Annotated in this window: 14 protein-coding genes and 3 other annotated features; of the genes, 10 read left to right on the top strand and 4 right to left on the bottom strand. The window is 31.3% G+C overall.

Annotated elements, in window-relative coordinates; translation table 11 throughout:
- Positions 1 to 37: 37 nt before the first annotated feature.
- The 3 genes from ACZ5N4_RS23430 to ACZ5N4_RS23420 form a co-directional block, all read right to left on the bottom strand.
- Positions 38 to 1,033, bottom strand: coding sequence for a DNRLRE domain-containing protein (locus tag ACZ5N4_RS23430; protein WP_464204887.1), 996 nt, complete (start codon positions 1,031 to 1,033; stop codon positions 38 to 40).
- Positions 975 to 2,780 carry a glycosyltransferase gene (locus ACZ5N4_RS23425; RefSeq protein WP_464204886.1) on the bottom strand — a complete coding sequence of 602 codons (1,806 nt, stop codon included), beginning with the start codon at positions 2,778 to 2,780 and terminating at the stop codon, positions 975 to 977. The genes ACZ5N4_RS23430 and ACZ5N4_RS23425 overlap by 59 nt, the downstream gene beginning before the upstream one ends.
- An 86-nt stretch (positions 2,781 to 2,866) precedes the next feature.
- Complete coding sequence (locus tag ACZ5N4_RS23420; RefSeq protein WP_464204885.1) at positions 2,867 to 3,790, bottom strand: DUF6385 domain-containing protein; 924 nt, start codon at positions 3,788 to 3,790, stop codon at positions 2,867 to 2,869.
- Between the two features lie 181 nt (positions 3,791 to 3,971).
- Here ACZ5N4_RS23420 and ACZ5N4_RS23415 point away from each other — a divergent pair, with 181 nt between their 5' ends.
- The 3 genes from ACZ5N4_RS23415 to ACZ5N4_RS23405 all read left to right on the top strand — a co-directional run bounded on the left by ACZ5N4_RS23415 (position 3,972) and on the right by ACZ5N4_RS23405 (position 6,880).
- Positions 3,972 to 4,748 (top strand): DapH/DapD/GlmU-related protein, encoded by a 777-nt coding sequence (locus tag ACZ5N4_RS23415; protein ID WP_464204884.1) that lies wholly within the window; start codon positions 3,972 to 3,974, stop codon positions 4,746 to 4,748.
- 100 nt (positions 4,749 to 4,848) lie between these two features.
- The gene (locus tag ACZ5N4_RS23410) at positions 4,849 to 5,799 is read left to right on the top strand and encodes a Gfo/Idh/MocA family oxidoreductase (RefSeq protein WP_464204883.1); all 951 of its coding nucleotides are present in this window, start codon (positions 4,849 to 4,851) and stop codon (positions 5,797 to 5,799) included.
- A gap of 1 nt (position 5,800) precedes the next feature.
- Positions 5,801 to 6,880, top strand: a complete 1,080-nt coding sequence (locus ACZ5N4_RS23405; RefSeq protein WP_464204882.1) for a DegT/DnrJ/EryC1/StrS family aminotransferase — start codon at positions 5,801 to 5,803, stop codon at positions 6,878 to 6,880.
- Between the two features lie 36 nt (positions 6,881 to 6,916).
- Here ACZ5N4_RS23405 and ACZ5N4_RS23400 read toward each other — a convergent pair whose 3' ends face one another.
- The gene (locus ACZ5N4_RS23400) at positions 6,917 to 7,621 is read right to left on the bottom strand and encodes a DUF6873 family GME fold protein (RefSeq protein ID WP_464204881.1); all 705 of its coding nucleotides are present in this window, start codon (positions 7,619 to 7,621) and stop codon (positions 6,917 to 6,919) included.
- A gap of 221 nt (positions 7,622 to 7,842) precedes the next feature.
- Between ACZ5N4_RS23400 and ytxC the strand changes: the two genes are divergently transcribed.
- The 7 genes from ytxC to ACZ5N4_RS23365 all read left to right on the top strand — a co-directional run bounded on the left by ytxC (position 7,843) and on the right by ACZ5N4_RS23365 (position 14,949).
- Positions 7,843 to 8,742: a putative sporulation protein YtxC gene (gene ytxC / locus ACZ5N4_RS23395; RefSeq protein WP_464204880.1), complete on the top strand. Its 900-nt coding sequence runs from the start codon at positions 7,843 to 7,845 to the stop codon at positions 8,740 to 8,742.
- Positions 8,743 to 8,815: 73 nt separating this feature from the next.
- Positions 8,816 to 9,077: a binding site (T-box leader), on the top strand.
- A gap of 68 nt (positions 9,078 to 9,145) precedes the next feature.
- Positions 9,146 to 9,407, top strand: a binding site (T-box leader).
- A gap of 72 nt (positions 9,408 to 9,479) precedes the next feature.
- Entirely contained in the window at positions 9,480 to 11,396 is a 1,917-nt protein-coding gene (thrS, locus tag ACZ5N4_RS23390) for a threonine--tRNA ligase (protein ID WP_464204879.1), read from the top strand.
- Positions 11,397 to 11,438: 42 nt separating this feature from the next.
- Positions 11,439 to 11,560: a sequence feature (ribosomal protein L20 leader region), on the top strand.
- A 33-nt stretch (positions 11,561 to 11,593) separates the two neighbouring features.
- The gene (infC, locus tag ACZ5N4_RS23385; RefSeq protein ID WP_464204878.1) at positions 11,594 to 12,115 is read left to right on the top strand and encodes a translation initiation factor IF-3; all 522 of its coding nucleotides are present in this window, start codon (positions 11,594 to 11,596) and stop codon (positions 12,113 to 12,115) included.
- Between the two features lie 19 nt (positions 12,116 to 12,134).
- Positions 12,135 to 12,335 (top strand): 50S ribosomal protein L35, encoded by a 201-nt coding sequence (gene rpmI, locus ACZ5N4_RS23380; RefSeq protein WP_211143995.1) that lies wholly within the window; start codon positions 12,135 to 12,137, stop codon positions 12,333 to 12,335.
- A gap of 31 nt (positions 12,336 to 12,366) precedes the next feature.
- Positions 12,367 to 12,726 (top strand): 50S ribosomal protein L20, encoded by a 360-nt coding sequence (gene rplT, locus ACZ5N4_RS23375; RefSeq protein ID WP_178909115.1) that lies wholly within the window; start codon positions 12,367 to 12,369, stop codon positions 12,724 to 12,726.
- A 205-nt stretch (positions 12,727 to 12,931) separates the two neighbouring features.
- Positions 12,932 to 14,278 (top strand): TrkH family potassium uptake protein, encoded by a 1,347-nt coding sequence (locus tag ACZ5N4_RS23370; RefSeq protein WP_464204877.1) that lies wholly within the window; start codon positions 12,932 to 12,934, stop codon positions 14,276 to 14,278.
- Between the two features lie 11 nt (positions 14,279 to 14,289).
- Positions 14,290 to 14,949 carry a potassium channel family protein gene (locus ACZ5N4_RS23365; RefSeq protein ID WP_464204876.1) on the top strand — a complete coding sequence of 220 codons (660 nt, stop codon included), beginning with the start codon at positions 14,290 to 14,292 and terminating at the stop codon, positions 14,947 to 14,949.
- Positions 14,950 to 14,959: the final 10 nt, after the last annotated feature.

Genomic DNA, 14,959 nt, shown 5'->3' with positions numbered 1-14,959 from the left:
TAGATAAAATATAATGTTATCTAATAGATTATTTATTTTATATTTGCTTTACTATCCAGTATTTAAAATTACTAGTACCTCCAGGTGAAACATACATGAACCTTATATAATTAGTTAAATATCTAGATACTAGTGGTACTAGGTTTCCAGGAGATATAGGTTGTTGGGCTTCTGTAGCAAAATTTACTCCATCAGGGCTTATTTGTAAAGTCAAGTTTATTGAATTTGAACCAGCATTCTGAATAAAAATTGTGTAATCAAAGATTTGTGATACATCTATTGCAGGACTTGTCTGTAGAGTAGTTGAAGTTGGTGTAATAGTTGAAGTAGTTTCAAATCTTCTTTTGAATACTGTTATAGGCGCTGGATCATTATATTGTATATTTAAAAATGGTCTGAGATCTGTGTGGGTGGTATCGTTACTGCTGACAAAAGTTTTTGGACTAAGTTCTACAGTCTCTGTAGATTTTAATACTAAACTACTATTTATTCCAGAACTAATCCAGTACTTAACTATAGATGTTACATCAAAAGGCACGTTACCTATACCAGCTATCTCTGTAGATGACCCTTTAATAGAATAATTTATTCCTGGTTGAGTTGCCCATTTAGTAGACTGATTCCAGGGTGAGGTTACAAGGTATGGAGTAAAAAAATCTTGTACATTAGAATCTACAGTATTTATAACATGCATATTTAAAATACAGTTTTGTATTTCTGCATTTGCCGGTATCGAGCCTATATTAAAGTGAAGCAAGCTTCTATAGACTGATGGCGGGTTAGTATTATAGTATAGACCTACAATTAAATAGGGGCTACCAGCCCATGTAACAGAAGGATTTGCCTCATCTAATGTTATACTAGAATCTGAATAAAAAATCGCCGATGGCATTATCTCACATCCTTTATTGAATGTCTCTTGTGTAAATTTTCTTAAGAAAGCTAATATTTTCTCTTTGTTATAGTTATAAACTTTAGGATTTAAGTTCTTTAAATGAAAAACTTCTAGATAAAATATAAGCAGATTCTTCATCTAATTTATCAAAAACACTGATAGATCTCTTTATTTCACTTACAGCCATTCCTATTAGCCCATGTTTAGCATATAATTTTGCTAATTCAAGTAAAGCATTATTGCTTTCCAGGCAATTAAATAGCTCAAGGGCTTTTTCAAATTTTTCAAATTCCCTTACGCGAAGAAAAGCATCTAATATATTTATAATAATAGGTAAATATTCATTGGACTCTTCTACATCCTCACACAAGGTCTCTTTACCTTTAGATTTGAAAATACTATTTAAGCAGGTGAACGTTTGGTGTACTTTACTACTATTATTAGTGTTTTCGATATTTGATAAAACATTTTCTGCAGCATCAAATTTATCTAAAACTGAATAGCATATAAAAAGCATTATTTGACTATCTAAATAATTTGCGTTATCTGGATCTATTTTCTCAAATTCTTTTATCGCTTCAGCATATAATTTTAAATTATACATACACATAGCTTTTTTATAAGTCATATATGGTACTCTAATTTCGTTAGCTAGTGCACTATTAGCATAATCTAAAGCAAGTTGATACTGTTTTGCTGAAAATAGTACTTCCTCCATATTAGAATAGTTTAGCGGATTATTTAAATCAAAAAACTGCTCTAAATTTTTCTTAATATCCTCTGGTGTTTTATAAATTTTTGTGAGAATATCCCCTATTTTAATAATAGCGTCATAAAAATCATTTTTTACTAGAAGGGTTTGATTATAGCATTTTAGAGCCTCATCATAGTCGCTTACTTGATGAAAAACGTTACCTAAGGCATAATACGCTTTATAACTCCCAACTCCCATCAAAAAATTAAGAGTGGAAGGAGGTTCTCCTAATTCTATACAGTGTTGAAAACTTCTTATGGCTTTAGTAATATGTCCAAGTTTATGGTATATTCCTCCTCTTAAAAATTCAACATCAGTATATTGAGGGTAATGAGATAGAGCCTCATCGATATATTTTAAAGCTTCATCTGGTTTATTTAAAGCATCATAGATCATTATTATTCTTAATATAACTTTAGGGACATAAATATCTTGCATATTACATTTTTCATAGGAAGAAAGAAAATATTCTAATGCTTTATCAAGCTCATTCAAGGCAAAATATTCATTTCCTATACAAAATAACCAATAAGGATTGTCTGGATTTTCATCTAATTCCTTTTTTAATATCCTCATATTTCTTTCTCGTTTTTTTTGATCTTTTACATAAGTGTTTATATATCCATAGTGGTATATGCGAATATCACTGAATTTTGTTACAACATCTTTACTTTGTGGTTTGATTCCCTCATGTATTCTACCTTGGTATCTAAACTGAGGTTTATTTTTAAATAATCTAATGTTGACATTCATTATTTTTTCACTACCAGCTGTATCGCCCACGTAACATATAGAATTAAAGATAAATATATCACCTTCATCAGAATTATTTATTATATCCAACAGTTTATGAACATCTTGTTTTTCAAATTCATCATCACCATCCAAAATTAAAATCCAATCACCTGTAGCTTTATCAATAGAATAATTTCTTGCTTTACTGAAATCATCTACCCACTTAAAGTTATATACCTTAGCTCCATATTTTTTTGCTATTTCTTTTGTATTATCAATGGAGCCCGTATCAACAACAATAATTTCATCTGCTATATCAACTATGCTTTCAAGGCATCTCCCTATACTTTTAGCTTCATTTTTTACTATCATGCATACGCTAAGCTTAGCATTCAAATCAATCACTCCCACTTAAATTAATTTATGTAACAGACAGGGGAATGATGCCCCTGCCCTCTATAGAATCAAAGTTCACTTAATAATTAGTTCTGAGCGTTGATATAAGCTACTACAGTTGACGTATCAGACCCTACTCCTAATACTTGTACTCTTGTATAGTTCAAGAAGTAACCAGGAACTAGTACAACTGCTTGATTTTGAGTGAGGGTAACCTCAGCAGTGTTATCATTAACAAAGTAAGAATCTGTGGTTGTTGGACTAACTTGTAGTCTAACAGATACAGTAGCTGTTCCAGTATTCATTATATAGAAGGAATAGTGATTGTCGAACTGAGAAGTATCAAATTGGAAAGCTGTATTAGTTAACGCTGCAGTATTAGTATTAAGTGTTGAATTAGAGGTTGTAAATCCATGGCCTACAATAGTAGCTGAGATACTACCACCAGCAACAGTCATAGTACCAGCAGCAATAGTAGCTGTAATATTACCACCAATAACAGTTACGGTACCAGCAGCTACAGTGGCAGTTATATTACCACCAACAACAGTTACGGTACCAGCAGCAACGGTAGCAGTAATATTACCGCCTTCAACAGTTACGGTGCCGGCAGCGACAGTAGCTGAGATATTACCGCCAACGACAGTTACAGTACCTTGAGAAACAGCAGAAACAGTGACAGTACCAGCAGCAACGGTAGCAGTAATATTACCGCCAACAACGGTAACAGTACCAGCCTCAACAGTAGCAGTAATATTACCACCAACGACAGTCACAGTACCTTGAGAAACAGCAGAAACAGTAACAGTACCAGCAGCAACGGTAGCAGTGATGTTACCGCCAACAACAGTAACAGTACCAGCAGCAATGGTAGCAGTAACGCTACCACCAAGTTGTATATTACCATTGGAATCTACTAACACACTTGTGACAGTGCCACCAGATGTGCTTCCATATATTTGCGTTTTAAGATTTTCCGCTACATTATTAAATACTAGATTATTAGGCATCACACCGCACCTCCTCTTTAATATAGAAAGGTATGATTACCTCACTTCATACTATGGTGAAATGTAAAGAATGTTATAGAAAAATGATTATGTTTAGTATTAAAGATGTATAGTTCAATGACACAAATAAGTTAGAGGATAAATATTATAGTGTTATAGCGAATGTTTGGAGGTAATTTATATGAAATATTTTAATGATAATATAGAAATTAGCACTACTGCGATTATAAAAGAAGGAAATTCTTTAGGAGAAAATGTAAGTATTGGATGGTACACGATAATAGGCAAAAATGTCACAATAGGACAAAATACTAAGATTGGAAACGGTGTAATTATACATGATGGAACGATCATAGGAAGTAATGTAAGAATTGATGATAATGCTGTTATAGGAAAATTGCCTATGAGTGTTTCAACAAGTGCATTGAAAATAGATAATAATCTTAGCGGCTGTAATATTGGAGATAACTGCATAATAGGAACAGCCGCTATACTATATAGAGGTTGTAGTATTGGGAATAGCTGCTTGGTTGCAGATATTTCTACCATAAGAGAAAATGTATCAGTGGGAAATAATACAATTATTGGTAGAGGTGTAGCAGTAGAAAACAACTGTGTTATTGGTTCTCATTGCAAATTAGAGACAAATGTGTATATAACTGCGTATTCTGAGTTAGAAGATTATGTTTTTATTGCACCCGGTGTAGTAACTTCTAATGATAACTATGCTGCACGACTTAAAGGTAAGGAATATTCATTTAAAGGGGTAACTGTAAAAAGAGGTGGCCGAATTGGAGCACAGGCAACTATACTTCCTGGAAAAGTAATTAGTGAAGATGCTTTTGCAGCAGCAGGTAGTGTTATAACGAAAGATATCCCTGCAAAAAAGATTAATTGTGGAAATCCTGCAAAATACTTTAGAGATGTCCCAGAAGACCAACTAATTGACAATCAATAAGATTAACAATCTATCATATAATTTATTAATTTTAGTATGTCAAATGTTCTACAAAGTTCATAGCATATACTAAAAACTATAAAATGGAGAGTAGAGAACTATGAAGATTGGAATTATTGGATTAGGCAGAATGGGTAAAAATCACTTAAGAGTTCTAAATCATTTGCGAAGTAATGTAGATGACATATCTATATATGATGCAGATGCTAAAACAATGAAGGAAATGTCTCAGATATATGATGTTAACTATTACGAAGATTTAAACAGCTTTTTAGATAGTGTAAATGCTGTGATAGTATGTACCCCTACAACTACTCACTATGATATTGCAAAAAAATGTATAGAAAGAAATAAGGATATATTATTAGAAAAACCAATAACCTCAACGGTACAAGAAGCAAAAATGTTGATTGATTATATGAAGGATAAAAATATTATTTGTATGGTGGGACACGTAGAAAGATTTAACCCTGTAATTTTATATTTAACAGAGTATTTAAAAACAAAAAAAGTTCTATCTATTTCAGCAAACAGAATTAGTAAAGTTGAACATGATAGAATTTTTGATGTAGATGTAGTTACAGATCTTATGATACATGATATTGATATAATTCTTTCTATGATCAATAGTGAACCAGCTAAAATATTTGCAGCGTCACATGATGAAAATTTAGAAGATGTATTAGCAATGATGCAATTTAATAATGGTATTACTTCGAGTCTTACGGCCAGTAGAACATCTCAAGAAAAAATAAGAAAGTTACACATTACTAGTTCTGATGAGAATATTCATGTAGATTATATAAAAAGTAAAATAGATTTAGTTAAGCTTTGTGATATAAAGAATTCGATTAGTGAAAATAATTCATACAATATAGTTGGAAAAGAAAAAACACTGTATTTTGAAGGAGAACCATTAAAGATAGAACTACAACATTTCATTGAGTGTATAACTCAACGGAAAAAACCAATAAGCAATGAAGAAACAGGGTATCTAGCGTTAAAAGTTGCTAGAGAAATAGTAAATTGCGTATCTAAAAGGGGGAAATAAATTGATTCCTATTGCAAAACCGTTAATTACTAAAGATGAAGAAAAAGCAGTAATGGAAGTATTGTCAAAGGGACAGCTAGCTAGCGGTGAGTATGTAACTAAATTTGAGGATATGTTTAAAGACTATTTAGGATGTAAATATGCTCTATGTACTACTAATGGTACTACTGCACTTCATGCTGCTTTGTTAGGTACAGGTATTGGTAAAGGAGACTTGGTAATAACCACACCATTTAGTTTTATTGCTACTTCAAATGCAATTCTTTATGTAGGTGCTACACCTTTATTTGCAGATGTAGAAGAAGATACATTTAATATAGACCCAGACAAAGTGGAGAATCTTATAAAGAATACTAAAGGAAAAATAAAGGCTATGATTATAGTTCATCTTTTTGGCAACCCATGCGATATGGAGAGGATTGTGGAGATATGCAAAAAATATGATATTATTTTGATAGAAGACTGTGCCCAGGCCCATGGAGCAGAATTCAGACAGAAAAAGGTTGGAACTTTTGGTGCAGTATCAGCATTTTCATTTTATCCAACAAAAAATATGACCTGCGGTGAGGGTGGAATGGTAGTTACAAATGATGAGAAGGTTTATGATTTTGTAAAAAAAATCATTAATCATGGTCAGGTGCAAAGATATCAACATGATATATTAGGGTATAACTTTAGAATGACCAATATAAGTGCAGCGATAGGTATTGAACAATTAAAAAAAATAGATTATTTTAATAATTTAAGGATTTATAATGCATATAGATATTTGAAAGAATTAAATAGAGATAGATTTATACTACCTATAGTAAATAATAATACTAAACATGTATTTCATCAATTTTCAATAAGATGTAAAGAGAGCAGAAGTAAAGTAATTAATTTGCTTGAAAAAAATGAAATAGGTTATGGTATATATTATCCAACAATATTACCAGATCAACCTTTATACAAGAAGTTGAATATTAGCAGCAACTGCCCAGTATCTCAAAAGTTATGTGAAGAAGTATTAGCAATACCTGTACATCCTGCACTTTCAGAACATGATGTGAACAAAATAATAGAAGTATTAAATTACTAAATGCAAAACCCCATATAAAGCTTTATATGGGGAGTTTTATATTTCAATTATAAAAAGACTTCCTCTGTCAATAAGTTTACCTTTTCTTAAGAAAACTGGCTCCACATTATGTTTTTTTAAAAATTCCATAACTTCTTTTCCATAAGCATAATAGTTTAGATCTCCATAAAAAGCTAATAAATTTTTGTCTAAAAGCCCACAACACCCTCCAATAAAACCATAATTTAAGCCTGGTAAGAGTATGTCGCCAGGCGGAAGGAGAAGTACATCGATATTTTCTCTAGATAAAGCCTTAGTTATTGTCGTGTCGCTAGTCATTGCAGCATTTTGACTTACTATTGCAGTAGAACATTTAGTATAACCTTGTTTTACATTTATAAGCTTTTTAACATTTACCATTTCTAAAAGTTTAGGATCAGTATATTTTATATTGTGAATAAACAAGTTAGGCAAATTTACACTATTTAAAATTATATCATAAGGATAAGTTGATCCAAGATTATTTTCAGAAAAGACTATGTGTAATTGTAAATTCTTTAATATGTCAATGAACCCATTATCCATATCCTTATGTACTATAACGTTTTTTTGATTAACTATATGTAAAAGCATATCTGGATGGCCACAAACAGCCTCATAAAGCGCATCAGAAGGAGGAGGAATTAGTATCTCGCAACCTAATTTTTTCAAACTCAGAATCTCTTCTTTACTTGTTCTATAGTCTACAATAGCATACTTCATACTAAAATCCTTTCTAAGCAATATTTATATTAAGTAATATTTATATTAGAAAATCGGTATAGAAAAACTAGCTAGAAAGTTAATTTTCGACCTCGAAACCCTATATTATTTTACATATTCTACTGCAAAGTTTCAATAATGCAACTGTCGATATTTGACAAAAAAAAATTGCATATACATTTAGTTTAGACACATACTATTTCAAGAAGGGAGTGAGAAGATTGCTATTACTTACTGTTGTTTACAATGATGATAGAGAAGATATCATAGATGGAATAAATAAGGTCAGAGAATACTTTAGATATAAAAATATAAATATAGGCATTTCAGAAAGCATAGATTCAAATACTCACTTCGTAAAAATCTATTGTGACGAAGAAATTAGCCCTAAGCTTCTCAATGTGTTCAACATTCATATGGCTAATATACTATACAATGTAGTTATAGAGGAATTTTATAAAAAAGATATACTAGGTTTTTTATCTGATACATATTTCTTTTTGAAATTTGATGAAATCAAAGATATAAAACAAAGTAGCTTGGACGCTTTAAGAGGAGAAGAACGTGTAATTGATGAGAATTCGATCTACTGCATGAATAAAAAAAATTCAGTGATAGATAAAATAGTTGAATGTATAAATGAAAATAAAGAGATAAATATAAATGGCTTTATAACTTTTAGAATGAAGGAATTAAAAGAAGATTTAGAATCAATAATAGATAAAGTTGTAGAAAAATACATGGTAGATAAGGAATATAACGAGTTTATAAAGCTCTTAAAATATTTTGTAGAAGTTCAAGAAAGTAAAATAGGTAAAATTAATTTAATAATTGACAATAGCGGAGAGTATTCAGTACAGGATGAAGATGGCAATGATATAACATTAAAGTTATTTAGTGATTTAAGTGATTTAAGATATAAAGAAAGCACTAATATGGAGGATATGCTTATAAGTGTGCTAATAACGAATTCACCAGAAAAGATAACAATTCACTGCGTTGAAAACTGCAAAAACAACGAGTTAATTGATACAATAGAAAAAGTATTTACTGATAGAGTTAATTTTTGCAATGACTGTAAGCTATGCAAAAAAATCAAAAGCAGCATCCATAGAGTATAAAGTTTTAGAATAATTGAATAATTTATAGTTTTGTGTTGACATAAACTAAATTAAATAATATAATAAATACAAAATAAAAGCAATGACAAGGAAGAGTAAATAAGTAGCTGCTCCAAGAGAGAAGAACCCATAGGCTGAAAGGTTCTTTGAGTAAGTGTTATTGAAAACCACCTTAGAGCTGAGTACTGAAACTTAGTAAGTATTTCCGTTAACCTGCGTTAAAGGTACAAAGATAATAGCAAGTATATTTCTATTGTAATATGTTTGTATTCTATTTAAGTTGTAATATATTGCTATTGAATTTGGGTGGAACCGCGATGATACTCGTCCCATACATGGGATGAGTTTTTTTATTTTGAAAAAATGATTGACATATATTTGATAAAAAACTATAATGTAGAAAATAAAAACAATGACAAGGAAGAGTAAATAAGTAGCTGCTCCAAGAGAGAAGAACCCATAGGCTGAAAGGTTCTTTGAGTAAGTGTTATTGAAAACCACCTTTGAGTTGAGTACTGAAACTTAGTAAGTATTTCCGTTAGCCTGCGTTAAAGGTACAAAGATAATAGCTAGTATATTTCTATTGAAATATGTTTGTATTCTATTTAAGTTGTAATGTACTGCTATTGAATTTGGGTGGAACCGCGATAATACTCGTCCCATACATGGGATGAGTTTTTTATTTTGTTTAATTTTTAATTTTATATAATATAAATAGAAAATAGGAGGAAAAAACGATGGTAAAGATTACTTTAAAAGACGGAAAACAGATGGAAGTTAAAAATGGTTTAAAGGTAGCAGATATTGCTGCTGAACTGAGCACATCATTAGCTAAAAAGGCTCTAGGAGCTAAAATAAATGGTGAAAGAGCAGAATTAATGACAGAGGTTAACGACGATTGCAAGCTTGAAATATTAACTTTTGAAGATGCAGATGGAAAGTGGATATTAAGACATACAGCTTCACATATACTTGCACAGGCTGTAAAAAGATTATATCCAGATGTTAAATTAGCTATAGGACCTGCAGTAGACAATGGATTTTACTATGATTTTGATGCAGAATTTTCATTCACTCCAGAAATGCTTGAAAAAATAGAAGCTGAAATGAATAAAATAGTTAAAGAAGACTTAAAACTAGAAAGATTTGAACTTCCAAGAGACGAAGCTATAAAGTTAATGCAAGAAAAAGGAGAAGTTTATAAAGTTGAATTAATTCAAGATCTTCCAGAGGATGCAATTATATCTTTCTACAAACAAGGTGATTTTGTAGATTTATGTGCTGGCCCACATGTACCATCTACTGGAAAAGCTAAAGCATTAAAATTACTTTCAATAGCAGGAGCTTACTGGAAAGGTGACGAAAAGAACAAAATGCTTCAAAGAATCTATGGAACTGCCTTTGAAAAGAAAGCAGAACTTGATGAGCATATAAAGATGCTAGAAGAAGCAAAGAAGAGAGATCACAGGAAATTAGGTAGAGAATTAGATTTATTCAGCATAAAGGAAGAGGGCCCAGGATTTCCATTCTTCCATCCAAAGGGAATGATAGTAAGGAATACTCTTCAAAACTTCTGGAGAGAAATGCACCAAGCTGCAGACTATGATGAAATAATGACACCTGTAATATTAAGTGAATCATTATGGCATCAATCAGGACACTGGGATCATTATAAGGAAAACATGTATTTCACTAAGATTGACGAGGGAGATTATGCTATAAAGCCAATGAACTGCCCAGGATCAATACTTGTTTACAAAAATGGAATACACTCATATAGAGAATTACCATTAAGATATGCTGAAATGGGATTAGTTCACAGACATGAAAAATCAGGAGCATTACATGGTCTTATGAGAGTTAGATGTTTTACTCAAGATGATGCTCACTTATTCTTAACTAAGGAAAATATAAAAGATGAACTATTAAATGTTATAAAACTTATAACTGAATTCTATAAAGTATTTGGATTTGAATACTTTATTGAACTTTCAACAAGACCAGAAGATTCTATGGGAAGCGATGAAGATTGGGAAGCAGCAACTAATGGATTAAGAGAAGCATTAGAGGCAGCAGGCCTACCATACAGAGTTAATGAAGGTGATGGAGCATTCTATGGTCCAAAGATAGATTTCCACTTAAAAGACTGTATAGGAAGAACTTGGCAGTGTGGAACTTGTCAGCTTGATTTCCAAATGCCAGAAAGATTTGACCTAACTTATATAGGAGCAGATGGAGAAAAGCACAGACCAGTTATGGTTCATAGAGTTGTATTTGGTTCTATTGAAAGATTCATAGGAATATTAACTGAGCACTATGCAGGAGCATTCCCAGCTTGGCTTGCACCAGTACAGGTTAAAATAATGAATATAACTGATGGGCAAATAGAATATGTAAATAAAATTGCTAAAGAATTAAAGAAAAACGGAATAAGAGTTGAAACTGATTTAAGAAATGAAAAAATAGGATATAAGATAAGAGAAGCTCAACTTCAAAAGGTTCCTTACATGCTAGTATTAGGAGACAAAGAAATGAATGACGGAACTGTAGCAGTAAGAAGTAGAAAACAAGGTGATATGGGAGTTATGTCATTGAACGACTTTGTTGCAAAAATTTCCGAGGAAATCGATAAAAAAATAAGTTCAGTTGATTAATAAAAACTGTTGACAAAGTTTGAATATGATAGTATAATTTCATTTGTTAAGAAGAAACAGCCGTTTCTCACCTTACAGTGCAGCTAGTAAGGTTATATGAATCCAGTTCTAGTATGTCTAGTGTTGTATTCAAAGGACGGCTTATGCCGTCCTTTTTTATATATACTTAAGTACATAGATTCAAATCCACCTGGGAGGTGAAAATCATTAACAAAGATTTTCTTGTAAATGAACAGATAAGAGAAAAAGAGATAAGAGTTATAGGAGACGATGGTTCACAAATGGGGGTAATATCTTCTAGAGAAGCACTTAGGCTTGCAGAAGAAAAAGAATTGGATTTAGTTATGATATCACCAAATGCCAATCCACCAGTTTGTAAAATAATGGACTTTGGTAAGTTCATTTATGAACAATCTAAGAAAGATAAAGAAGCTAAGAAAAAACAAAAAGTTATTAATGTAAAAGAAGTTAGGCTTAGCCCAACTATTGAGGACCACGATATTACTATAAAAGCTAATAATGCAAGAAAATTTTTACTTGCAGGAGATAAAGTTAAAGTAACAGTTAGATTTAGAGGTAGAGAAGCTGATTACTCATTTATAGGTAAAAAAATATTAGAAAACTTTTATGCTAAAATTGAAGAAGTTTGTGTAGTAGAAAAAGCAGCAAAATTAGAAGGAAGAAACATGATATTAATTTTAAGTCCAAAGAAAGCATAATTGAGAGGAGGAAATTATCATGCCAAAAATGAAAACAAAGAAAAGTGTAGCAAAAAGATTTAAGGTTACAGGATCAGGTAAGCTTAAGAGAGCGAAGGCTTTTAAAAGCCATATATTAACAAAGAAGAGTACAAAAACTAAGAGAAATCTTAGAAAGACTGGTTATGTTTCAGAAACTCAAGAAAAAACAATGAAAACATTAATGCCTTACGCAAAATAGCAGGCAGGTTCGATAAGGAGGGTTTTATTAAATGGCAAGAGTAAAAAGAGCTATGAATGCTCGTAAATATCATAAAAAAATATTAAAGCTTGCAAAAGGTTACTATGGTGGCAAGAGCAAGTTATTCAAAACTGCTAACGAATCAGTTATCAGAGCATTAAGAAATGCATATGTAGGAAGAAGATTAAAGAAGAGAGATTTCAGAAAACTTTGGATAGCAAGAATAAATGCTGCTACAAGAATGAATGGTCTTTCATACTCAAGATTTATGAATGGAATAAAGACTGCAGGCATCGACATCAATAGAAAGATGCTTTCAGAAATAGCTATAAATGATCCAAAAGCATTTACTGAATTAGTTGAAATAGCTAAAAAACAGTTAAACGCGTAATAGTGATTATATAAAATGCAGCATTTATGCTGCATTTTTATTTATATTTTGAGTTTGTATTGATTTTCATAAATATTAGACTTAATATATATTATGATGGCAATAGTTGGTTTGTATTATATTATTTTATAATAGCAAAATACATATATAAAAGACATGGATGATGTTATATCTTTATCAAATATGTTAAAAAGGAGTATTTGATATGAAGGTTAAAATTAACAAATGGTTTAAGGTTAATGAAATTCAAATACTGGCACTAGGCTTTATAATATTAATTATGATTGGAGCATTTTTATTATGGCTTCCAATATCATCACGCAATGGTACATATACTAATTTTTTTGATTGTATATTTGTAGCTACTTCTTCTGCTTGTGTGACAGGCCTTGTAACTTTGGATACAGGGACTCATTGGAGCTATTTTGGTCAAGTTGTTATTTTGTTTTTGATACAAATAGGTGGACTAGGATTTATGTCAATAGCAACTTTAATTGCGCTATTAATGGGGAGAAAAATTACACTTAAAGAAAGGCTTGTTATACAACAATCACTTAATTCTTTTACGATACAAGGGTTAGTAAAAATGTCTAAGTACTTATTAATTTTCACATTTTGTGTACAGAGTGCAGGGGCAGTGCTTATGGCTACTCAATTCGTACCAGAATTTGGTTGGGGGAAAGGTATATATTATAGTATTTTTCATTCTATTTCTGCCTTTTGTAATGCAGGAATAGATATAATAGGTAATTTTAGAAGTGTGACTCCTTACTCACAAAATCCAGTTATATTACTTACTATAGCTGCACTGATAGTTATAGGAGGTCTTGGTTTTTTTGTATGGCAAGAAATATACTATTTCAAGGATACAAAAAAGCTTTCTTTGCACTCAAAAATAGTTATAGTTTCTACAGTATTTCTTATTGTAGCTGGCTCAATTTTAATGTTTATATTTGAAATGGATAACTCTAAGACTATAGGGAATATGTCAATGAAAGGAAAAGTAGTATCATCCATATTTGCTGCAGTTGTTCCAAGAACTGCAGGATTCAATTCTATCCCTACTGCAGATATGAGTGGAGAAGGTATATTTCTAACTATGATCCTTATGTTTATTGGAGGATCTCCAGGATCTACCGCTGGAGGTATCAAAACTACTACAGCAGCCTTATTAATTATTACTGTTATATCAGTTATAAAAGGTAGAGAAGATGCAGAGATATATGGAAGAAGAATAAGAAAAGAGATTGTCTACAGAGCTCTAGTTGTTACTACGTTAGGCATAGGTATTGTTATGATAGCTACAATTATACTGTGTATGACTGAGAAACCAGCTTCATTAGAATATATTCTCTATGAAGTAATATCAGCTTTTGGTACTGTTGGGTTAACTCTCGGATTAACACCTGACCTAAGTGTACCAGGTAAGATAATATTAAGTTTTATTATGTATGCTGGAAGATTAGGTCCTTTAACATTGGCGTTATCTTTGGCTCAAAAAACTATTCCAGGAACAATAAAATATCCTGAGGACAAAATTTTAATTGGATAGGGGTGGATTTTGTGGATAAAAAACAATATGTTGTAATAGGTCTTGGAAGATTTGGAACAGCTGTGGCCAAAACTTTATATGAACTAGATAACGATGTTTTAGCAATAGATTCCGATGAACAGAGAGTTCAAGATGTTTCAGAATATGTTACCCATGCTATTCATACAAATGCTACAGATGAAGAAAGTTTAAGATCTCTTGGAATAAGCAATTTTGATGTAGCAATAATAGGTATAGGCGTTAACATGGAAGATAGTATCATGGTTACTCTTCTAGTTAAAGAATTAGGTGTAAAATATGTAATTGCTAAAGCAAATACAAGCATTCATGCGAAAATTTTATATAAAATAGGTGCGGACAAAGTAGTTTTCCCAGAGAGAGATATGGGAATAAGAGTTGTTCAAGATATGGTTTCAAGCAGCATATTAGATTACATTGAGTTATCATCAGAATATGGTATTGCAGAAATAATACCAAATGAAAATTGGAATAATAAGACCTTAGAGCAATTGGATTTAAGATCAAGATATGGAATAAATATTGTAGCTATAAAGAGAAAAGATGATATTGATATAGCTCCTAGTCCTGAATATAGAATTCTACGTGGTGATATAATAGTAGCAATTGGAACATATAAACATCTAAATAAGTTAGATGTTATTAATGGATAGGAGTGCATGT

The sequence above is a fragment of the Clostridium nitrophenolicum genome (assembly GCF_055391695.1).
This window is presented reverse-complemented; position numbering and strand designations above follow the sequence as displayed.